Genomic DNA, 23,051 nt, shown 5'->3' on the forward strand with positions numbered 1-23,051 from the left:
TGAAAATTATGATGTTATTCGATGGCATTACATTTGCTGTAGAGCTGATTGGAAAACAACAACGTCATGGGCAAAGAAGCCTCCTTCACTAAAGCAGTGGAGGAGGCTTTTTTATTTCAAGGAGTGAGTGATGACAATGGAATGTATTAACACAGCTTGTCCTTATTGCGGAGTTGGCTGTGGTATCGAGGTGAAACAAGGAAAAATACAAGGTGACAATTCTCATCCGGCAAATAATGGTGCACTTTGTGTGAAAGGTTCAGCATTAGCTGAGAGCCTCAATATGCCGTCTCGTTTGCTTTACCCTAAGTTCAATGGCAAAGAAATCAGTTGGGATGAAGCGACAGATGTGATTGCAGAAGCCATGAACAACTCAATACAAACGGAGGGTCCTGATTCTGTAGCGATGTATGTATCGGGCCAGCTTCTGACTGAAGATTATTATGTCGCAAACAAGCTGATGAAAGGCTTCGTTGGCAGTGCAAACATTGATACCAATTCACGGCTTTGCATGTCTTCCGCGGTAGTGGCACATAATCGTGCGTTTGGGGAAGATGTGGTGCCGGTCAACTATAGCGACCTAGATAAAGCTGAGCTCATTGTTATATGCGGCGCGAATACCGCATGGACGCACCCAGTTATCTTTAGACGTATCCAACAAGCAAGAGAAAAGAACCCAAAGCTGAAACTCGTGGTGATTGATCCTCGAAAAACGGTAACGGCTCAACAAGCGGATCTTCATCTTTCTATCCCCAACGATGCTGATATCGCGCTTTTCGACGGACTTATAAGGCATTGTATTGACACTGGTTGCTTGGATACTGAATTTATTGAGCGGAACACTTCAGGCTTCAACCAGTTAGCGGAAAAGCTGAAAAACTCCAAATTCACTCTCGCTCAACTGAGCGATACGCTCGGTATTGATAAACAATCACTGCTGACATTTTATCGCTGGTTCAGCGAAACGCGTAAAGTAGTTACGGTGTTTTGTCAGGGTGTAAACCAGTCACAAACTGGTTCAGACAAAGGTAATGCGATCATTAATGCGCATTTAGCCACTGGCTCTATTGGTATGGAAGGCGCAGGACCGTTTTCGATTACTGGCCAGCCCAATGCCATGGGTGGGCGTGAAGTTGGCGGGCTGGCCAATCAGCTGGCGATTCATCGCGGCTTCGACCAAGAATCGATTGACGTTATCAAAGCGTTTTGGCGCTCACCTGATATTGCGACCAAACCGGGATTGAAAGCAGTAGAGATGTTTGAAGCAGTTGAACGTGGTGATATCAAGGTTATCTGGATCATGGCGACGAATCCCGTGGTATCCATGCCGGATCATGACTACGTCCGTCGAGCATTGGAACGCTGCCCAACGGTCATTGTTTCTGACATCACGCCTGATTCGGATGTTGCGAAATACGCCAATCTCCTTTTGCCGGCCGCTGGCTGGGGAGAAAAGCAGGGCATGGTCACCAATTCAGAAAGACGCATAACTCGGCAACGTCGATTTATTCAACCACCTGGGTGTGCTAAGCCAGACTGGCAAGCGATTTGTGAAGTGGGCAAGAAGCTTTGTGAGCGAATGGAAATAGCAAACGGATTTGGTTTCTCCAATGAGGTGGAAGTATTTAGAGAGTTCTCCGCCATGACAGGATTAAATCAAGACTCATCGCTGATGCTTGATCTCTCTGAACATGCAGATATCTCCGAACAAGAATATGACGACTGGCGGCCGCAACAGTGGGGTAAAGACCAGCCATTTTCAGATGGAAAATTTAGCTTTCCTGATGGCAAGGCAAAATTTGTTGTCAGTGACCAGCTGCCAGAAGCTCAAGATCCGCACTGGTGGCTCAATACAGGTAGGCAGCGAGACCAGTGGCATACAATGACACGAACAGGGCACATTGCTCATCTGGCTGCCAGCGAATTGGAGCCTACAGTTTATATGAGCCAATTATCCGCCGATCTATTAGGTGCTAAAAAGGGTGAGTTGGTTAGGGTCGTGAACGGTGACAACAGCATACTGGCTAAAGCCACGATTGAAGACACCCTGCCGATAAAACAGCTGTATATGTCGATGCATTGGGCTGGAGATTATGCTGGAAATAGTCAAGTTAATGCGGTGGTAAGCCGCTTAGTCGACCCTCATTCTGGGCAGCCAGCTTTTAAGTCCAGTCGTGTTGAAGTATTGCCAGAGAAGATTGCTAGCTACGGTTTGTACATTGGTGCTCAGTTCTCTAAAGAGTCTTTTGCTTACTGTGCATTTCAGGCGGAAAAGCAGTCTGGCATTTGGCGATTTGCTAATACAAAACGCGTATCCAAGTCTTATGGTCAGAAATCTAACCAACAGAGGATCATGCTTGATCTGCCAGTAGGCTGGCTGGCTTTTGATTATGAAGAGACCTCAAGTTGCCGTATTGTCACTTCTATCCTTGTTGTCTCCCCTAAGCCTGTTGAAATTGACTACACCAAACTGATTGATTTGATGGGTAAACCACTGTCATTTGCTGAGCTAATTGCGGTTGCTTCGAGTGAGAAGTCCAGCCAACTGGTATGTAGCTGTTTTCGAGTTAGCGACAAACAGATTACTTCTGCTTTGGAGAGCGGTCGTTGTCACAATGTTTCCCAATTACAAAATCAGCTCAAATGCGGCACTAATTGCGGCTCGTGTATTCCTCAGGTTGAAGCGTTAGTGAATAAGCATAGTGCTAAGACAGCAGTGATGAAATAAAGGGGCATAAGATGAAATACGATATCAATCTAAGGGAAGGTTCATATTCAGATTTGAATGGTGCAAGCTTCAGCGAACACCGTCAACTGTATAACGATTCTTGTAAGCTACACAAACTTGACCGCTATCGAACAAAAGGAAAAGTCTATCTAGTTGGCGCTGGCCCAAATGACCCTGACTTACTGACCGTCAAAGCGTTAAAACTAATTAAGCAGGCTGATGTGGTGGTTTACGACCGCTTAGTCAATCGAGAGATCTTAGATCTAGCAGAAAAGGCCGAGAAACTGATCTATGTAGGTAAACGCTGTGGTCAGCCTAGTTTAAAACAGGAAGAAATCAGTCAGATTTTGGTGGATTTAGCAGAGTCTGGTTACATGATCGTGAGGCTTAAAGGAGGCGATCCTTTTATTTTTGGTCGTGGTGGTGAAGAAGGGCTACTGCTGGCGCAAAACAACATTGATTATGAAGTAGTACCTGGCATCACCGCCGCAATTGGTTGTGCAGCGGCGTCCTACATACCATTGACGCACAGAGCGTTGGCCCGAAGCGTGACGTTTGTGACGGGGCAAGTCGTATCAGGCGCGCTACCTGCTTGGGCTCAACTCGTATCGTCTGGGCAAACGTTGGTGTTTTATATGGGATTGGAAAAGGCCAGTGAGATACAAGATGGATTGCTCTGTCACGGTATGAGAGATGACTTTCCTTTAGCGGTAGTAACACACGGGTGTAGCTCTCAGCAGAAAGTCCATGTATCAAGCTTAAGCCGCCTAGCAAGTCTGTCAGAAGCGCTGAAAGGTGTGAGTCCGGCATTGATTATCTTGGGGGAAGTCGTCACACTTCGTGAACAACTTAACGCGACCGTAGAGTCGGTGATTTCTCAAGAGGTAACATGAGCATAATTCAGGAATGTATTCGAACGGTGGGTCGAGGTGAACGAGGCCGTAAGCCACTGACGTTTGATCAAGCTTTTCACGTCATGGATGATTACCTTGATGGACGATGCGACGATGATCAGATGGCTATGCTGCTGATGCTGATTCGAGTGCAAAATGAAACTCGTCAGGAAATTGCTGGCTTCGTAAAAGCATTTCAATCTCGCGTGCCTAACATTGGCGCCGATATTGATTGGCCATGTTACGCAGGTAAAAGAAAAGCCGCGGGTAAACCATGGCATCTGTTGGCAGCGAAAATACTGGCTGATAGTGGCAGAAAAGTGCTCTTGCACGGATATCATGATAGGCCCGCTGGGCGAGAGCATGCAGAAGATTACCTGAGTGTGCTGGATGTCAAAAAGGTTGAGTCCGCTGAGCACGCCAAGAATGTGCTCCAAGAAAGCAACATTGCATACTTACCACTCAAGTATTTCGCGCCTCAAGCTGAAACCATGATTGGTTGGAAAAATCGCTATGGTTTACGTACCCCGATTAACACCGTGGTGAGAGCGCTAAACCCAGGTGGTGCCAAGATTGGCATTCGTGGCAGCTTTCACCCCGGATTCCAGCAGTTGCATGCCGAGGTAGAGAGTGAAATCGGGCTGACTCGTCATGCGGTTGTGTCCTTCAAAGGCCAATCTGGGGAGTCCGAATATAACCCTAAGGTCAGTCAAACGGTTTGGATGAGTACGCCTTCCGGTGTGGAATCGCACTATTGGACGGAACAAATGCTCACAGACATTCCATTGCCTGATGAGTGCCCGTTATGTACGCCAGAGGAAGAGCTGAATATGATGGCAAACACCGTTGTTACCACAATGGCTAGCATTCTGTTTGCTGAAACGGGCGATAAAGACAAATCCTTTGAACAAGCGTATCAGCTATGGTCAAAACATTGTGAGTCTCGCTCATAAGCATTTTTTGAGCCCCTTCCTAAGCTGACTTAATCACTCTGGCACATTCCTTGTTATGTCTCTTACAAGCAAAGAGATAAAACAAGGAATGTTATGCAAAAGAAAATCTCTAAAACTCCCACCATTGTTTGCTGCGATTCGCTGGAAGAACAAGCAAGGCTGACCACCTTATTGGCTCAGGATTATGACGATGTCATTGGATGTCAGCTAAGCCAATTTGAAGCCTTGTTGCAACGTGAGCCGGGTGCCAATGTTGTAGCGGGTTGGAAACAGCCCAGTGCAGAACTCCGTTTAATCATTGATGTTTGTCGCGAGAAACAGCGGCCATTACTCGTCGTGATTAAGCAGTTTTTATCCAATGATATTAATCGTTTACCAGAGTGTATGGATTACGTTTTGTTACCTGCCGATTCTGATCTTAGCCTTAAACCTTGGCTCGAACATGCCGCTATTGCGAGGGCATCGTTGCTGGCGATGGAGTCTGAAATTGAATCCTTAGCAGGGAAACTGGAAGAGCGAAAAATGATAGAAAAAGCCAAAGGGTTGCTGATGAAAATGCATAATGTGGATGAAGAGTCTGCCTATAAAGCGATGCGAAAATCTGCAATGCAGTCGAGCCAGACCTTGGCTCAAGTGGCGAAAAACATATTGATCACTTTAGAAACCTTGAAATAGCGAACTACCTCTTTGGGGTTAGGTATAAATTTCCGTAATGGTGCAGTATGCACAACTTAATAGCATCAATCATTTTGACTAAATGCTTCAGGTTTTTAAGGTTATGAAATAAAAAGAAAAATAGTATTGGCACGTAACTTGGAATACATATTTTAGAAATTTGGTTCACACGCGATTCAACGTTACCAACGGCGGTAATGAAGGAATGCAACGGCGCTACTGCTCGAAAGAGCAGTAGCGCTTTTTATTTGGAGAAAGCGAATGAAATGGACGTCAACTTTTAAACAATCACTATTGGCTCTTCCCCTTGCATTGTCGGTCTCTGTACCTTCGGCTTGGGCTGAACTCGGTGAGCCTGAGCTGGAAGATCTCAAGTTTGGCTTTATTAAGCTCACTGATATGGCACCGCTCGCGGTTGCTTATGAGAAAGGCTTTTTTGAAGATGAAGGTCTCTATGTCACGTTGGAAGCGCAAGCTAACTGGAAGGTTCTGCTTGACCGTGTCATTGACGGTGAGCTTGACGGCGCGCACATGTTATCTGGTCAACCTTTGGGTGCAACCATCGGTATTGGTACCCAGGCTGAAGTGATCACTGCGTTTAGCATGGACCTAAATGGTAATGCGATCACGGTCTCTAATGATACTTGGGAAGAGATGAAGCCACACATCCCCAAACAGGCTGATGGCAAACCTGTTCATCCGATCAAAGCGGATGCACTCAAGCCAGTTGTCGAAAGCTATCTTGATGAAGGTAAGCCATTCAACATGGGTATGGTGTTTCCAGTATCCACACATAACTACGAACTACGTTACTGGCTAGCTGCAGGCGGGATACATCCAGGTTATTACGCACCTGAAACAGGTGATAACAGCGGACAAGTCAATGCAGATGTATTGCTGAGCGTAACACCACCACCACAGATGCCAGCAACTATGGAAGCAGGCACCATTAAAGGTTACTGCGTAGGTGAACCTTGGAATCAACAGGCGGTATTCAAAGGGATTGGCGCGCCGGTCGTCACTGATTATGAAATCTGGAAAAACAACCCAGAAAAAGTATTCGGTGTGTCGAAGTCATGGGCAGAGAAATACCCAAATACCCACATACGGGTTGTGAAAGCCTTAATTCGAGCGGCACATTGGTTGGATGAAAATAACAACGCGAACCGAGACGAAGCAGTCAAACTGCTGGCGAAAAGCGAGTACGTTGGTGCAGATGCAGAAGTGATCGCGAATTCAATGACAGGAACGTTTGAATACGAAAAAGGCGACAAGCGAGCTGTGCCGGATTTCAACGTCTTTTTCCGTTACAACGCAACGTATCCTTACTACAGCGACGCCATTTGGTATCTGACGCAAATGCGCCGCTGGGGTCAAATCTCTCAGGAACAATCAGATGACTGGTACATGGACATCGCGAAAAAAGTCTACCGACCAGATATCTACCAGCAAGCAGCCGATGCGCTAATAGAGGACGGTGTTTTGGCAACGAAAGATTTCCCGGATTTTGCTAAGGAAGATGGCTTTCGAGCACCTCAAACCCATTTCATCGACAACATTGTTTACGACGGCCGCGAGCCTAATGCCTACCTCAAGAAATTCAGTATTGGTTTGAAAGGTAAAGACAAGGTTTAGAGGCAATGAAGGGGAGCAATCTGCTCTCCTTTAAAAGGAATTAAGAAGTAAAGGAGTAAGTATGCCTAGCAATGTCATATCGCTAGTTTCCAGCCCTAAGCTGGTGGCTAATAAAAGTAAACTGATTCTGTTCCCTCTGATCGGCATTCTGATGTTTCTCATATTTTGGCACTTAAGCGCGCGTCAGGTCGAAACATCACTCGGCACATTGCCGGGGCCAGTTCAGACATATCATCAGTTTAGTAATCTGGTTAACGAACATTGGCAAGAGAGAGATAAAGAACAAGCTTTTATCGAACGTCAGGAAAAGCGCAACGCAGCCAAGTTGGCAAAGAACCCTGAAGCAAAAGTGAAAATAAGGCCTTATACAGGAAAGCCGACATTCTTTGACCAGATCATCACCAGCCTAATTACGGTGGCAGCCGGATTTTTGTTGGCGACACTGATTGCCATCCCACTCGGGATAATGCTAGGGCTAAACCAAGGGCTTTATCAAGCATTTAACCCAATCATTCAATTACTAAAACCAGTGTCGCCATTGGCTTGGTTACCTATTGTCACCATGGTAGTGAGCGCCACCTATGTGAGTGACGATCCTTTGTTTGCGAAGTCTTTTATTAACTCACTACTGACGGTGGCTTTGTGTAGCTTATGGCCGACTTTAATTAATACTGCTGTAGGTGTTACGAGTGTCGACAAAGATCTGATTAACGTCAGCAAGGTACTGCAGCTCTCTTGGTGGCAGCATATCCGAACCATTGTTCTGCCTTCAGCTATTCCGATGATCTTCACCGGCCTCAGGTTATCGCTAGGTATTGCATGGATGGTACTCATTGCGGCCGAGATGTTGGCGCAAAACCCAGGGCTAGGGAAATTTGTCTGGGATGAATTTCAAAACGGCAGTTCAGCGTCACTAGGGCGCATTATGGTCGCTGTCATTACGATTGGCTTTATTGGACTGATGCTCGATAGAGGAATGTTGCAGCTTCAGAAATGGCTTTCATGGAACAAACAGCAAGCATTGCGATAAAAGGAATTAATGATGTCAAAACCACTATTAGATTTGACGCAACTCGGAATGCGATTCCCGACACCCAATGGTGAATTTATCGCGCTGAAAAACGTCAACCTCCAAATTAATAAAGGCGAATTTGTGTCGCTGATTGGCCACTCTGGCTGTGGTAAATCAACGGTCCTCAACCTTGTCGCAGGGCTACATCTACCCACTGATGGTGGCGTGATTGTCGATAGCCGTGAAGTGAGCGGGCCAGGGCCTGATAGGGCTGTTGTGTTCCAGAATCATTCCTTACTCCCTTGGCTAACGGTATATCAAAACGTTGAGCTGGCGGTAAAGCAGGTGGCGGGTGGTAAAGGTAAGCACTGGGTTCGCGAGCAAGTTGAGCACTACCTTGACCTGATTCAGATGACTCAAGCCGCAGACAAAAAACCGGATGAAATCTCTGGAGGGATGAAACAACGTGTTGGGATCGCTAGAGCACTGGCACTCAAGCCAAAAGTCTTGCTTATGGATGAGCCGTTTGGCGCGTTGGATGCACTAACACGCGCACGCCTTCAGGACTCATTAATGAACATTCAGGCGGAGCTAAACAATACCGTGATTATGATAACTCACGATGTTGATGAAGCTGTGCTGCTTTCAGACAAGATAGTCATGATGACCAACGGGCCCGCGGCAACCATTGGTGAAGTTCTGGAAATTGAACTTCCTCGCCCACGAAATCGCGTGGAACTCGCTGAAAACCCTGTGTATCAGCGCTATCGTCAATCTGTTTTGAAATTCCTGTACGAAAAACAATCGAAACAAGAGTCGCCAGCAGATAAGAAAAAAGTAAACAGTAAACCTGTACCTGCGAAGACAGCATAAGGAAGTGAGTATGGAACATGTAGTGATTGTCGGAAATGGCATGGTCGGCCACCACCTTGTCGCACAGCTCGTCGAGCGTGGGGCGCATTTGGAAAAGAAGATCACCGTGATTGGTGAAGAAAGGTTTATTGCCTACGACCGAGTTCAATTGTCGTCTTTGTTTTCGGGAAAGTCTCATCAGGATCTAATGCTAAGTAGTGAGGAATGGTATCAGAGACACGGGATTGAGTTGGTTCTGGGTAGTCGGGTCACTTCTATCGATAAGCAGGCTAAACGTATCGTACTGGATGGCGAAGATATTCTTGGCTACGACCAGTTGGTGCTTGCGACAGGTTCGTATCCTTTTGTTCCGCCGATTGAAGGCAAAGACAGAGAAGACATCTTTGTTTATCGTACTTTGGAAGATCTTTCTCAGATCAAACAAGCGTGCCAAGGGGCGAAAACAGGTGCGGTTATTGGCGGTGGATTGCTAGGTCTTGAAGCCGCAAATGCGTTAAAACTGCTTGGAGTTAAGACCCACGTTGTAGAATTTGCGCCGCGCTTGATGCCTGTCCAGCTCGATGACGGAGCGGGCACTGTGCTAAAAGAAAAAATCGAAGCAATGGGGCTGAGTGTTCACAACTCAATGATCACAGAAAAGATCTGCGACGGCGAAACCGCTCGGCATCGTTTGGTGTTCAAAGACGCTGAGCCATTGGAAGTGGATGTCATTGTGTTTTCCGCAGGCATACGACCACAAGACGCACTTGGTCGGGAAGCTGGGCTTGCACTGGGGGAGCGAGGTGGCATTGTGATTGATGATGAATGTCAGACAAGCGATGCAAACATCTACGCCATTGGCGAGTGCGCGTTGTGGCAACAAAAGATATTTGGGCTGGTTGCCCCCGGATACGCTATGGCGCGGGTAGTAGCAGACAAGCTCACAACAAGAGAAACGGTAGGATTTACGGGCGCTGACATGAGCACTAAGCTCAAACTGCTTGGTGTTGATGTAGCGTCGATCGGTGATGCTCACAAAGCGACGGAAGGCGCACAGGAGGTGACCCTGCAAGATACGGTGTCCGGTGTTTACAAAAAGCTAGTTGTCGATGAAACGGGTAAATTTTTACTTGGGGCTATCTTGGTGGGTGACAACTCAGACTACGATGCGCTACTGCAATGTTATCTTAATCAAACTGAACTTCCTGATCACGCTGCCAATCTCTTGTTTGATACTGGTATGCTGCAAGGAGAAATGAACGATACAGCGATCATATGTTCCTGCCACAACGTGTCCAAAGGCGATTTAGTGTCGGCCATTCAGGCTGGTGCACATGATTTAGATACCCTGAAAACTCAAACCAAGGCAGGGACAGGCTGTGGTGGCTGTAGCAATATGGTTAAGACAGTACTGGATGCTGAGCTGATGGCGATGGGTGTTGAAGTCAATAATCATGTCTGCGAACACTTTGAAATGTCTCGACAGGAGATGTTTCATATTTGTCAGGTCGAGCAAATCAAAGACTTTGACACTTTATTGAGCAAGCATGGCAAAGGCTTAGGATGTGATCTGTGCAAACCAACCGCAGCGTCAGTTTTTGCCTCGCTTTGGAACGAACACATCATGGAGCCTCAACACAGTGCGCTCCAAGATTCGAATGATGCATTCATGGCAAACCTACAGAAAGACGGCTCATATTCGGTCGTCCCTAGGGTTGCGGGTGGTGAGATTACACCGGAGAAGCTCATTGTACTTGGTGAAGTTGCGCAGAAGTTTGATTTGTACACCAAGATCACCGGCGGTCAACGAGTCGACCTTTTTGGTGCACAAGTGGAGCAGCTACCGGAGATCTGGCAAACACTGATCGATGCAGGCTTTGAAACGGGTCACGCCTATGGGAAGTCACTTCGCACAGTAAAATCTTGTGTAGGTTCAACATGGTGTCGTTATGGCGTTGATGACTCTGTAGGGTTAGCTATCGAATTGGAGAACCGATACAAAGGCTTGCGAGCGCCACATAAGATCAAGTTCGCGGTTTCAGGCTGTACGCGAGAATGTGCAGAGGCGCAAAGCAAAGACATTGGCGTTATCGCTACAGAAAAAGGTTGGAACCTTTATGTGTGTGGTAATGGGGGGATGCGCCCAAGACATGCTGATACCTTGGCTTCAGACCTGACTAAAGAGCAGTTAGTACAACTCATTGATCGGGTGCTGATGTTTTATGTCAGTACTGCTGACCGATTACAACGAACCTCAGTGTGGATGGAAAACCTTGAAGGCGGCCTTGAGTATCTGAAACAAGTGGTGATCGAGGATTCATTGGGCTTGTGTGACTCACTCGAAAGCCAAATGCAGCATATTGTCGAAACCTACCAATGTGAGTGGAAGAGTACACTGGAAAATCCGGATAAGCTCAGCAAATTCCGTCCGTTCATCAATGATGACTCTACGAGCCAAGCGCTCCCTTACCAGCGAATCAGAGGGCAGCGAATTCCAGTTAAGGAGGAGCTATGATTACCGACCAGAAACTAAAAATATGCCGATTGGATGACTTAGTACCCTACGAAGGTAGGGCTGCATTAATTGACGGCGAACAAGTGGCGCTTTTCCGAATTCCTGATAAAGGGGTTTTTGCGATACAAAACTGGGACCCGATAGGTAAAGCTTACGTGATAAATCGTGGCATCGTTGGTGATGTGAAAGGGGAGGTGTGCGTCGCTTCTCCCCTATATAAGCAGCATTTCAGCCTAAAAACAGGTCAATGTGTTGAACAACCAGACGTAAAGCTCAAATGCTGGCCGGTGGAAGAAGAAACTCCATATCTAGTATTAATCTAAATATGGAAAAGAGGGCTGATACTGAAGGATATCAGCCCTCATTATTATTGGAATGTTAGGCCGAGTTCGGCTTCACTTGCGCTGTCATCTCGCACTTGTGTTGAAATCGCTGACATAAATGAGTCAAGAGCGAGTAATTCCTCTGTAGTCATCCCAAGCCTTTCAATCAGTGGTGAAACCTCAGGGAACTTTTTGTCATATTTGTTGGCATATTGGGGGAAATTACCACTACGATTTCGTGTCATACCGTTGTTGTACATAGCAAGAAGGCCGAAAATGCGTCCGCTGCCCGTAACGATACTTAAATCAAATAAACCAAGGTGCGTTACCGGATCGGTAGATTTTATATCTCGAAGCATAGGCACTCGGAACTTACCCATGTCAGATGGATTTCCTGTTACGTTGTAGCGTCCTCGATCTTCGAGACTTCGACCATAATAAGTCAGCCCGATATTTTCAAATTGGTTGTTGGTCATTAATGGACCACTATGGCAATTCATGCAGCGAGCTTTGGTTCTGTATAAATGAAGGCCATGAATTTGTTGATCAGTCATGGCAGTGTGGTCGCCTTCAAGGAACTGGTCAAAGGCACTTTTCTGGCTGATGATGGTTCGTTCAAACGTTGCGATTGATTTAGCAATTCGATCTAGAGTGATCTGGTTATCGCCAAACGCGGCGGTAAATAATGGCTTGTATTCGTTAATGTTATCCAGCTTATTTAACATCTCATCATGGGGGAGGCCCATTTCAATCGGGTTTGAAATAGGGTGTAATGATTGTTCTTCGAGAGAAGAAATACGTCCATCTAGGAATAGAGTCTCATAGTAAGCTGTGTTAAGAATGGTTGGCGTATTTCTTTTTCCGGTTTGCCCATTGATACCTACCGCGGTTCTGAGCCCATCAGCCCAACCTTTGCTCGGATCATGGCAACTTGCACAAGAGATGGTATCGTCTTTTGACAAGCGCTTATCGAAAAATAATGCCTTACCTAATGCCACTTTTTGTTTCGAATATGGGTTATCGCTTGGAAAAGGGACAGCAGGTTTCAGGCCTAGTTCTTTCCACTCCACTCCGTCATTCACTGTTGGTTGCGGCCAGTTTTCAGGCGCTTGAGAGTATTGGCTTCTTAGTACTGCGAGATCGACGGGAGTTTCTGTTGGCGATATGTTAAACCAAACATCATAAGGCTCAAAATTATGTAATATTGCTACAGCGGATGAACGTTCATTCGGGGCTGTTAGCACTGCGCTACCTGTAGAGAAGGACACCAGTGTCGTGTTTTCTTCATCATCAGTGGCCCAGAAGCTGGAATCTGGTGATAGAAATGGAAAAGTATTAGGAAACTTACTATCGCCACCATCAAGTAGGGTGGTTAGTTCAGCTACAGATGGCAATCGCCACCCCGCTTTCTTACACAGTTGGGCTTGATTAGCGGATGCAATAAGCCTCTTCACGGTTGTGTTGTCTATATTGCCTGTCTTGGTGCGATCAAAGTGCCACAGCCTTGTTCCGTAGTTGCGGAGAGAAACTCGGCGAATATCATCGGCACAAGCCCAAGGCGTTTGTTCATACGATCGAGACTGATGTTTCAGCGGCCATCCATTAGTGTCTAGACGTAGAAAGTCCACGACTTCTGGGTTAGTTGGTTCGATTTCGTTAAACAGGTTGGCACGCGCGTCACGTACTGAATCACTGTTGCTGGCGAAAAAAGCATTCTTGGCTGATTCGTCATTATGAAAATCAGTCATCATCTCGTATGTCGATTTGTAGTACAGCTTCCCTGGATTTTGCTGAATGACATCGGCAGCAATCATTAAATCCTGTACTTCTTCCAGGTAATCTGCGCTTATGGAATCCAAGTTTTTTTGTTTGATTTCGTCATCCGATAGTAAGCCATTCTGGTCTTTATCTGCATAGGCAAATTCTGCTGTGGTGCGCAGTGAAATACTGATAGGAGGTGTTGTCGATCTAGTGTCGTCATCTTCACGAGTCGTTAGAGTTCGTGTGGATTGTGACGAGGCTTGGTTAGTATTGATTGCCTCAAGTGTGGCTACATTGTCAGTTAACGATTTGTATGTGTCATTGGTCATGTCGACACTGATCTGCAATGGCTCGTTGAGATTAGCTCCAGCAGGGATAGTTTCGTTAATACTTCCATCATCAGCTACCGTGCCTTGAATTAACAAGTTCGTGGTGAGTTGTCGAATAGTGTATAAGCTGCCTGCAGCGTCTGTGCTGTCAACTTGAGCATTCACTGAGATGTCACGCATTGTTGCTGTAGGGAGGCTTGTGGTTGAATCAGGAGTGGTGTTGAGTCCGTCGTCTAAACAACCGGTAGTGAGTGAGGCGAAAACGACTGACAAAGCGATAGCCATTTTGCTTCTAGAAAAAGAGATAAACATACTAGATTGCACTTAAATGATAATGATTATTATAGTTATTAACTATTGGATTGAGGAATGTAAGTGATTATTTGAGAATGTGCAATGGCAAGGATCTATTAGATATTTATATCTGGCCCTGTTTGTTGATTAATTACTCTAATTGATGAAGGAATGTCAATGGGGATTTAGTTCTGGCTCTATGCAGAGCATGGGCTTGGCCTCCGCTTTATTTCATGTTGACGCATTGGCATCAAATCAATGGTTTGCTTAATATTTTCCCAATCTGTTTCTTTACCCCAACGAAGTTTTTCGGAACCATCCTTGCCTATTAGTATTGCCGTGTGTGTACCCGGTTCGATACCGTAGGCTCTGAACATGCTCAGTAGATTAAATTCGTTTTTAACCCAAGATGGAATGGTAAAGCCGTCTTGGGTTATAACCAGAGTAATAATGTCACGATCGGAGAGTTCACACTCATTGATCAAGGTTTCGAGCAAGAATTGCTTCACATGTTCATCATTGGTTGGAGCGAAATAAATGACACTTCTATGAGACCATTTGTGTGAGTGGGCAGGATAACTCCACGCCAAGCCTATACTCTGAACAAGCAATAATACGAGAATAAAGCTACGCATGTTTGGCCTCCGTAGAAAATTTGGCTTTCAAACCTCAATCACTTTCTACGTTAAGTGTAGGTGGTAAGCTCACCTCTAACCTAAGTAATGTGTAAGCACTTGATATGGAAAATCTAGAAACTCATCGTTTGATACTGCGTTTACCAACAGAAGATGATGCCGCTTTTATTCAGTCACTCTATAACACCGACGGTTTTCTACGCTTTGTTGGTGACAAACAGATTAGAAACCGAAGTGATGCCACTGAGTATATTCGCAACAATATCCTAGCGATGAGAAGGGAAAAAAGTGTCTGCTTGTTAATCGTAGAAAATAAATCAGATAGCAAGCCGCTTGGTGTTTGCGGCCTGATAAAGAGAGACGATTTAGAGGCTTATGATATTGGTTATGGTTTTATGCCGGATTCACATGGGCAGGGCTATGGGTTAGAAGCAGGGCAAGCCATTATTAAATATGCACAACAGCGTCGTGATATTGATGAATTAGTTGCGATCACATCTTCGGATAATGAAGGCAGTAAGGCCCTATTAAGTCGACTCGGTTTTACCTACGTCAAAGTTCAAAATCAGATAAGCGATAAAGTAGACTTACTTCTGTATCAATTGTCATTCACAGACTAATGAAATTTACTCATTCGAATATTTTACAAGGTAATTTGCTGACGGAGCTCAAAACGGTCAGTGCAATGATTGCGATTTATTGCCGCGATCATCATGGATTGCCAGACGGTTGTTTGTGTCATTCGTGCCTAGAGCTGAAAGAGTATGCAGAGGCGAAGCTTGATCGCTGCCCGTATGGTCAAGGCAAGCCGACCTGCAATAAATGTCCGATCCACTGCTATAAGCCTGAACCCAAAGAAAAAATGCGGCAAGTCATGCGTTACTCCGGACCAAAAATGTTGCTACCTCATCCAATTCTTGCGGTTCGGCATTTGATTCATGAGCGAAGAGCAGCGCCAGATAGGCCGGTTAGTGGAGCGTCTAACCGGCATAGAAGGAAGCAGAAGTGATGGGAGGTTATTCTCCAGCGACAGCTTGGTGTTTTGCTTTAATACTCGCAACGAGCATATATAAGCAAGTAGCGAGTAGAATCGCGAACAGGTATCCCATCAGTCCATGGTCACTCGCCATATACCAGCCAGCAACGATAGGCCCGAATACAGAACCTACGCTATAACTGAAAAGCATGACTTGGGTCGCTGAGACAATATAATGCTGTTCCAATTTATCGCAGCCAAGGTTTATCGCAATTGGGTATAAAGCAAAAGCCGCAACGCCAAGCAGAAATACCCCGACGGCTAATACTCGAATAGTATCGTCTAGCAGAATCATGCTGCTAGAAGCAGCACCAAGTAAGCAAAAGAAGGCCATTAATAAAGTGCGGCCAAAGTACTTTGACATCAATGGAACCAATGGCTGAACTGCCATACCACCGAGTATAATTAAAGCCATTAACCCACCTATGTCGTCATGGGCAACCCCTTGATTAGCTAACTCTAGCGGCATTAAGCCGTAAATCGCGCCAAGGATCAGGCCAGAAACAATACAGCCAATAATGGCTGCATGGCTCAATCTGGTGATCTGTTTAAGTGATAGATTGGTTGTATGTGCAGACTCTGGCTGGTCGCTTTCTCCAAACCACAGCACCACGATTGCGAGAAGTAACAAGGTCGAAATTGCAATAAAAGGTACGCCGCCATGGATACCTAATATACCAATCCCTAGCTGACCAAGCGCACTTCCACCATATAATGCAGCCATGTACAGGCCAAGTCGCTTTGCTCTGGCTGTTTCATCGCCATGTAATAACCAAGATTCCACAATAACGAACACACCAGCGACAGCGATACCAGCAAAAAAGCGTGCTAACATCCAAGAGGTTGAACTAGGGAATATAGGTAATGTACAAATAGTCGCGATGAATAGGCCCAAACAAAGAACAAACGCATTTTTGTGGCCTAGCCTAGTGACTAAAGGTTCAATCGCAATCGCACCGACTAAAAGACCTGCATAGAATACACTGGCTAACCAACTGGCCAACGAATTGTCTAGCCCGTAATCCGATAGCATCAGTGGTATCAGGCTCATTAGGTAGCCTGAAGCAACCGCATAAAGAGCCAGCGCAATCACAGGGACTGTGATGCGAGCTTTTGGTGCAGGAGCAAGAATGTTTTCCAACGTCGTAGCCTCTTGAGTTCATTAATAAAGTGGAACGTATTTTGGGCGCGACTATGAGGTGGTTTTAAGGCAGGGTAAAACGAATAATTTTGGTCGTGTCGATAAAAATCATTTTTCGATACGATTGTTTATTATGAGTAAAAAGACCGCTCATAATCCATAAAAGCGGTCTGTTAATTTGAAATGTTCGATATTTTTATTTCAGTAATGCTTCATTAAGCCATTGATCAAATTGACCTTTAGGTAAGGCACCATTAATTACATCGATTCTTTCACCGCTTTTAAACACCATAATCGTCGGAATACTTCTAATTTGGTATCTAGCTGCAAGGTTTTGCTGGCTTTCGGTGTTAATTTTTACAAATCGAACATTATTTGCTCGCTCTTTGGCGACATCTGAAAAAACAGGTGCAAAGCCAACGCAAGGGTTGCACCAAGGTGCCCAAAAATCGACGACGACAGGATGGGGGCTGTTTAAAATTGCATCAAAGTTGAGTTCGGTTCCTTCAACGGGTGCGCCATCCAGTAAAGGCGACTGGCATTTGCCGCATTTCGGGCTTTCAGACACTCTTTCATTAGGGACACGATTGACACCTGAGCAAGAAGGACAACGTGTATTGAATGTAGACATGACTTTTCTCTTGTTTGTGTTTTTCTACGCAAGTGTGACGTCCATTTAACCAATTAGGTGACACCACAGATATTCGCTAGTTATACTCTGAAAATAGTATTTTCCCAAGAGTTCTCTCAGTCGGACTGAACAGATCGAATGGACCGCTAACTCAAATAAAAATAAAAGGCTTCGAATGACCACATTCTATGCAGAAATTACAGGTTGGGGTAAATGTGTACCACCAACAACGCTCTCTAACAATGATTTAAGCACCTTTCTTGAGACTTCAGATGAATGGATTCGCACGCGCACGGGGATTGAAAATCGCCGTATTAGCCATGTGAACACGTCTGACTTAGCCACAGTGGCTGCTAAGCACGCACTGGCATGTTCAGGCCTTGAAGCGCGCGATATCGACCTACTGATTGTTGCAACGTGTTCACCAGACTCCCTCATCCCAAATATTGCCTCCAAAGTATCGCAAAACCTCGGCATGATTGGCACTACAGCGTTTGACCTAAATGCTGCGTGTACAGGTTTTCTCTATAGCCTAGAGACAGCGACTCGTATGATTCAGGCGGGCAGCTACCAAAATGCCTTGGTTATAGGTGCAGAGCGTCTCTCTTTCTTTATCGACTGGACAATGCGCGATACGGCTGTGTTATTTGGTGATGGTGCCGGTGCCGTAGTACTGAGCAAAACAGATAAACCTGTGGGCTTACAACATGCTCAGCTTGGCTGTGACTCAAAAGGGCGCGATATTCTATCTGTACCTAAATTTGGCACGTCTATGGATCGTTTTGCTGCAGATAACGGCTACTGGGATTTTAATTTTGTAGGTAAAGAAATTTTCAAACGTGCAGTCAAAGGCATGGGCTCTGCAGCACAAACTGTACTATCTCGCAGTCAACTTTCGACGGATGACGTTGATGTCGTTATTCCTCATCAGGCGAACATCCGTATCATTCAAACGCTTTGTGATTTGTCAGGTATTAGCCAAGATAAAGCGTTTGTTAATATCCAGAAGTATGGAAATACCTCTGCTGCGACTGTGCCATTAGCCTTGTGTGAAGCTATGGAGCAAGGTTTTGTTAAGCCTGGCGATAACCTGCTTCTTGCAGCGTTTGGTGCAGGTTTGACATGGGGAGCTGGTCATATCAAGTGGGGTGACCGCGTAACACCTTTGGGTCAAAGCGATGCAGCATTGCCTGAAAATGATAAGTCTGCTCTCGAATTACTCGACGAAGCGATCAGATTCTGTAAGCAGCACGCTCCTAATTAGCGAATCTTAACGCCATTCTGGATAGGAGGCTGTCCAGAATGGTATTATCTAGCCCTAGACGATAAGAATAACGCAGGGCTTAAATGAAGTTTCTTCACACCTCTGATTGGCATCTCGGACGCCAGTTTCACAACGTTTCTCTCCTTGATGATCAAAAAGCGGTACTTACCCAATTGATCGAATATATACAAATACACCCTGTCGATGCTCTAGTGATCGCTGGCGATATTTATGATCGCTCTGTTCCTCCAACCGCTGCGATTGAAGTAATGAATGAATTCGTTAGCCAAGTGTGTGGTGAACTGAAGTTGCCAGTTATTCTTATTCCCGGTAATCATGATGGCGCGCAACGGCTTGGCTTTGGCGCTTCACAGATGAGAAACGCGGGATTGCACATCATTGCAAATTTTGAAGAGATGTTGGAACCGGTTGTTCTGAATACTGACGCCGGAGAAGTCGCCTTCTATGGGATGCCATACAATGACCCTGAATTGGTGCGGCATCATTTTAGTCAGCCAGTTTCGACCCATGATGATGCTCATCAACTGCTAAGTGAAGAAATTAAGTCCAAATTTAAACCTAACCAAAAGAATGTGTTGATAAGTCACTGCTTTGTAGATGGGGCTATTGAATCAGATTCAGAGCGACCTTTATCCATTGGTGGCTCAGATAGGGTTAGCCATGAACACTTTGTCGATTTTGACTATGTCGCTTTGGGGCATCTGCACCAGCCACAAAAAAAAGGGCAGGAGTATATCCGTTATTCAGGTTCTTTAATGAAGTACAGCTTCTCAGAGCAGTTCCAAAAGAAAGGTGTAACGCTGGTTGAAATCACTAAGCAAGGCTTTCAATCTGCTACTCATATTGATCTAACCGCACCTCACCAAATGCGAATTATTGAAGGTGAGCTAGATGAAATCATTGCAAAGGGAAAGACTGATCCTAACCAGTACGATTACTTGTTGGTTCGTTTGCTGGATAAACACGCCATTCTCAACCCTATGGAAAAGCTTCGTACCGTTTACCCCAATGTTCTACATATTGAAAAGCCTGGCATGTTAATGGGTGTCGAGCAAGAAATGGCTCAGGCCAAACTGGCACGAAGTGAAGTGGATATGTTCAAAGATTTCTTCCTCGAAGCACAAGACAGTGAACTTACCGAAGCGCAAACTGATGCCATCAATGACATCATTAATCAGTTAACGAAGCAATAGGAATAAGTGATGAAACCACTCTTACTAACAATGCAGGCATTTGGTCCTTTTGCTAACACTGAAACTATCGACTTTACATTGCTTGGTTCAAATCCGCTGTTTTTGATTAACGGCCCAACAGGTTCAGGTAAGACTTCAATTTTAGATGCCATTTGTTTTGCTTTGTACGGCCAGACAACGGGCAATGAAAGAGAAGGGACGCAGATGCGCTGCGATATGGCTGCGCTTTCGTTACCGACCGAAGTGGTGTTCGAATTCGCACTTAAGGGTAAGAACTACAGAGTCACGAGATCACCTGATCAACTTGTGCCTAAAGCACGAGGCGAAGGAACAACAACACGTAAGCACACAGCCTCTTTGTATGAAATTACGTATCAAGAACGACTGATTACAAGCAAAACGGCTCAAGTAAAGACGGAAGTCACGGATTTGATTGGTTTGAATGAAACGCAATTTCGACAGGTAATGGTGCTACCGCAAGGAAAATTCCGTGACCTTTTACTCGCGAGCTCTAAAGAACGAGAAGAAATATTTGGTCAGCTATTTCAAACCGATATTTACAAGAAAATTGAGTTTGCACTCAAGGAAAAGGCAAGCACCATCATCAAATCGAAAGATGAATTTGATAATCAAATTCGCGGTGCGCTTCAGGTTGCGGGAGTGAATAGTGAAGCAGAACTTACCGAGCATATCGACTTGCTTTCTAAACAGTTTGAAGAGCTTACTTTAAGTGAAAAGGGGCAGTTAGAGAAGCTGAACCAATCGAAGCTGAATCAACAGAAGGCAATTCAGCTCAAAACTGAGTTTGAAAGGTTAGCCACAGCTGAACGTACGTTGTCTGAGCATGCTCAACAAAGAGAGGCTAATGAGCAGATTAAGCACAACCTAACGATTGCGCGACAGGCAAGCAAGTTAGACCTTCCTTATGCGAATTGGTCATCGGCTTTAAAGCTAGTTCGTGATACCACGGAAAAAGGTAATGCGCTTGAAAAAGAGCTTCGAGCTTCAAATCTTGCGCTTGAAGAACATAAACAGATCCTGGACAGCGTAAATCAACAAGCTCAGGCACTCCCTGAGCAAACGGATAAGCTTTACTTCTTGGATGATATCAAAGCCAAGTTATTGGAAAAGCGCGAGCTTGAGCTAAAAATAAAAGACTCTACAGCAAAAAAGAAAAGCTATGATGAGACTTTGTCTAAGTATCAGGCACACAAAGAAAAACTTTTATTAGAAGCCACTAAAGCGCAACAAGAGTTTGAAGCGGCAAGGTTGGCTATGACGGACAAATCAGCCCTTGAATCTGAACTGATGCGTTTATCCCATTTAATCAAGGATTTAACTAAGAAGCAGAATATTTCGAAAGATCTAGAGGTGCTTGACGCTGAACTCAAGCCAATGCTTTCTCGTCAATCTGAGCTTAAGACCAGATGGGAAAAGTTACGCAATGAAGCTGATAGAGGTGAAATACGTTGGCATAATGCTCAAGCAGCTGTTCTTGCACAAAGGCTACAACAAGATCAGCCATGCCCAGTATGTGGCAGCAAAGAACACCCAAATCCGACTTCATTTGAAGGGGAAGAAGTCACTAAAGAGCAGGTTGAGCAATGGCGTCATCAAGAACGCCAATCTTTGCAAGCTTTGAATGAGCAAACTCAATTGGTGGAACAGCAAAAGTTATTGATTGAGCGCCAAAAGAGTCAACTCAATGAGCTTCAAGCCGAGTTAGGAGAGCACTCAGCTCTGTCACTCCATGTAGTTACAACACAGCATGCAGAGTTAAAACTTAAACTCGAGAGGCTGGTGGCCATCAACCTCGAACAAATGCAAGCGACGGTGACAGCGTTCAATCAACGTTGTGACAATGGTGAAAGCGAGATTAACAAGCTCAAGGAAGAAATATCAGCACATGTTGCCACAGAGAACACCCTCCGACAAAGGTTAGATATGCTGGTTCAATCTATAGGTGAAAAATACCAATCTATTGAGCTTGTTGAAGCAGAGTATACGCAGATCAAAACATCCATCGAGTCAGTTCAAAAACAGCTTGAGAAGGCCAATGAGACTCAGCAAACACTCGCTAAACAGCAATCGGCACTTGAGGGTCAAAGGCAAAGTAATATTGAATCGTTGGAAGAAGCACATCGACAATTAGATAAAGCTCAGACTGAATGGCATATCTCAATAGAGAGTACGCCGTTTACAAACGAACAGCATTATTTAGATAGTAAAGCCACAGAAGAGCAAATCGAGCACTGGGAAACGTCATTGGATGCCTATGCACACACTGAGGTGAAGCTTAAGCAAACCATTGAGGACTTGAAACACTCGCTCGAAAATCAGTCATTGCCTGATTTAGAGGAGTTAGATAAACAAGTCGCCCTACATAGCCAAGCATATGTGGAGGCGAGGAATCAGCTAGATACGATTCGCTCCAAGTTTGAACGCTATCAAAAGGTGTGTAGAGATATCGCTAAACTGCATGAGAAGAACACCGAGCTGGAAGCTAAATACCAAGTGTACGGAACGCTCTATGATGTTGCGAGCGGTAAAACTGGTAGCCGTGTGAGTCTGCACCGATTTGTTTTAGGCGTGCTACTGGACGATGTATTAATACAGGCCTCTCAAAGACTCAGCATAATGAGTAAGGGACGTTATATTCTCTCCCGCAAAAAGGATGGATTCAAAGGTTCAGCTGGCCGTGGGCTTGATCTGGTTGTGGAAGACAGTTACACAGGCAAAAGTAGAGATGTAGCCACGTTATCAGGGGGAGAGTCCTTCATGGCCGCCTTATCTTTAGCACTCGGTCTTTCTGACGTTGTTCAGTCATACAGTGGTGGTATTCGCTTAGATACGTTGTTTATTGATGAAGGTTTCGGGAGCTTAGACCCAGAGTCATTAGATCTTGCCATTCAAACGTTAATTGATCTGCAACAGACTGGAAGAACGATAGGGCTGATTTCTCATGTCAGTGAGCTAAAAGAGCAGATGTCACTGCGTGTAGATGTTCAGTCAGACCGAGCGGGAAGTACGATAACAGTAAATGCTGCATGAGTTAGCATTTACTGTTGATATTCTGGTGGCTTATCATTAAGTGTGCTAGTTATTAGTTAAAAGCTAAAAAGTAGGACTCAACTTAACTCAGTGCATTTTGATTGGCACC

General features: G+C 45.2%; 18 protein-coding genes. 14 read left to right on the forward strand and 4 right to left on the reverse strand.

Annotation, left to right across the window (positions count from 1 at the left end):
* Positions 1–130: 130 nt before the first annotated feature.
* The 9 genes from CTT30_RS18630 (at position 131) to nirD (ending at position 11,586) form a co-directional block, all read left to right on the forward strand.
* Positions 131–2,728: a nitrate reductase gene (locus CTT30_RS18630; RefSeq protein WP_252037454.1), complete on the forward strand. Its 2,598-nt coding sequence runs from the start codon at positions 131–133 to the stop codon at positions 2,726–2,728.
* A gap of 11 nt (positions 2,729–2,739) precedes the next feature.
* Positions 2,740–3,621 carry a uroporphyrinogen-III C-methyltransferase gene (gene cobA / locus CTT30_RS18635; RefSeq protein ID WP_006960857.1) on the forward strand — a complete coding sequence of 294 codons (882 nt, stop codon included), beginning with the start codon at positions 2,740–2,742 and terminating at the stop codon, positions 3,619–3,621.
* A complete protein-coding gene (locus CTT30_RS18640) occupies positions 3,618–4,574 on the forward strand; it encodes a glycosyl transferase family protein (RefSeq protein ID WP_039951997.1) in 957 nt (318 codons plus the stop codon). The genes cobA and CTT30_RS18640 overlap by 4 nt, the downstream gene beginning before the upstream one ends.
* 93 nt (positions 4,575–4,667) lie before the next feature.
* The gene (locus CTT30_RS18645; protein WP_252037456.1) at positions 4,668–5,249 is read left to right on the forward strand and encodes an ANTAR domain-containing response regulator; all 582 of its coding nucleotides are present in this window, start codon (positions 4,668–4,670) and stop codon (positions 5,247–5,249) included.
* 261 nt (positions 5,250–5,510) lie between these two features.
* Entirely contained in the window at positions 5,511–6,884 is a 1,374-nt protein-coding gene (locus CTT30_RS18650) for a CmpA/NrtA family ABC transporter substrate-binding protein (RefSeq protein ID WP_006960860.1), read from the forward strand.
* A gap of 61 nt (positions 6,885–6,945) precedes the next feature.
* Positions 6,946–7,914 (forward strand): ABC transporter permease, encoded by a 969-nt coding sequence (locus CTT30_RS18655; RefSeq protein ID WP_252037458.1) that lies wholly within the window; start codon positions 6,946–6,948, stop codon positions 7,912–7,914.
* Between the two features lie 12 nt (positions 7,915–7,926).
* A complete protein-coding gene (locus CTT30_RS18660; protein WP_252037599.1) occupies positions 7,927–8,769 on the forward strand; it encodes an ABC transporter ATP-binding protein in 843 nt (280 codons plus the stop codon).
* 10 nt (positions 8,770–8,779) lie between these two features.
* Positions 8,780–11,263: a nitrite reductase large subunit NirB gene (nirB, locus tag CTT30_RS18665; RefSeq protein WP_252037460.1), complete on the forward strand. Its 2,484-nt coding sequence runs from the start codon at positions 8,780–8,782 to the stop codon at positions 11,261–11,263.
* Positions 11,260–11,586, forward strand: coding sequence for a nitrite reductase small subunit NirD (gene nirD / locus CTT30_RS18670; RefSeq protein ID WP_252037475.1), 327 nt, complete (start codon positions 11,260–11,262; stop codon positions 11,584–11,586). Before nirB ends, nirD begins: the two co-directional genes overlap by 4 nt.
* A 44-nt stretch (positions 11,587–11,630) precedes the next feature.
* On the opposite strand, the gene CTT30_RS18675 is transcribed toward nirD, so the two are convergent.
* Positions 11,631–13,961: a cytochrome c peroxidase gene (locus CTT30_RS18675; protein WP_252037476.1), complete on the reverse strand. Its 2,331-nt coding sequence runs from the start codon at positions 13,959–13,961 to the stop codon at positions 11,631–11,633.
* Positions 13,962–14,167: 206 nt separating this feature from the next.
* Positions 14,168–14,605 (reverse strand): DUF4174 domain-containing protein, encoded by a 438-nt coding sequence (locus CTT30_RS18680; protein ID WP_239874699.1) that lies wholly within the window; start codon positions 14,603–14,605, stop codon positions 14,168–14,170.
* A gap of 104 nt (positions 14,606–14,709) precedes the next feature.
* On the opposite strand from CTT30_RS18680, the gene CTT30_RS18685 reads away from it, so the two are divergent.
* Both CTT30_RS18685 and CTT30_RS18690 read left to right on the forward strand, forming a co-directional pair.
* Positions 14,710–15,225 (forward strand): GNAT family N-acetyltransferase, encoded by a 516-nt coding sequence (locus CTT30_RS18685; protein WP_252037478.1) that lies wholly within the window; start codon positions 14,710–14,712, stop codon positions 15,223–15,225.
* Positions 15,225–15,614 (forward strand): nitrous oxide-stimulated promoter family protein, encoded by a 390-nt coding sequence (locus CTT30_RS18690; protein WP_239864156.1) that lies wholly within the window; start codon positions 15,225–15,227, stop codon positions 15,612–15,614. The genes CTT30_RS18685 and CTT30_RS18690 overlap by 1 nt, the downstream gene beginning before the upstream one ends.
* A 7-nt stretch (positions 15,615–15,621) precedes the next feature.
* On the opposite strand, the gene CTT30_RS18695 is transcribed toward CTT30_RS18690, so the two are convergent.
* Both CTT30_RS18695 and trxC read right to left on the reverse strand, forming a co-directional pair.
* The gene (locus CTT30_RS18695) at positions 15,622–16,782 is read right to left on the reverse strand and encodes an MFS transporter (protein WP_252037480.1); all 1,161 of its coding nucleotides are present in this window, start codon (positions 16,780–16,782) and stop codon (positions 15,622–15,624) included.
* A 196-nt stretch (positions 16,783–16,978) separates the two neighbouring features.
* Positions 16,979–17,413, reverse strand: coding sequence for a thioredoxin TrxC (gene trxC / locus CTT30_RS18700; protein WP_252037481.1), 435 nt, complete (start codon positions 17,411–17,413; stop codon positions 16,979–16,981).
* A gap of 175 nt (positions 17,414–17,588) precedes the next feature.
* On the opposite strand from trxC, the gene CTT30_RS18705 reads away from it, so the two are divergent.
* The 3 genes from CTT30_RS18705 (at position 17,589) to CTT30_RS18715 (ending at position 22,942) form a co-directional block, all read left to right on the forward strand.
* Positions 17,589–18,677 carry a ketoacyl-ACP synthase III gene (locus CTT30_RS18705; protein WP_252037482.1) on the forward strand — a complete coding sequence of 363 codons (1,089 nt, stop codon included), beginning with the start codon at positions 17,589–17,591 and terminating at the stop codon, positions 18,675–18,677.
* 83 nt (positions 18,678–18,760) lie between these two features.
* Positions 18,761–19,891 (forward strand): exonuclease SbcCD subunit D, encoded by a 1,131-nt coding sequence (locus CTT30_RS18710; RefSeq protein WP_252037484.1) that lies wholly within the window; start codon positions 18,761–18,763, stop codon positions 19,889–19,891.
* Between the two features lie 9 nt (positions 19,892–19,900).
* Positions 19,901–22,942, forward strand: coding sequence for an SbcC/MukB-like Walker B domain-containing protein (locus tag CTT30_RS18715; RefSeq protein ID WP_252037486.1), 3,042 nt, complete (start codon positions 19,901–19,903; stop codon positions 22,940–22,942).
* The last annotated feature ends 109 nt before the right edge of the window (positions 22,943–23,051 follow it).

Source organism: Vibrio coralliilyticus, from assembly GCF_024449095.1.
GTDB lineage: Bacteria > Pseudomonadota > Gammaproteobacteria > Enterobacterales > Vibrionaceae > Vibrio > Vibrio coralliilyticus_A.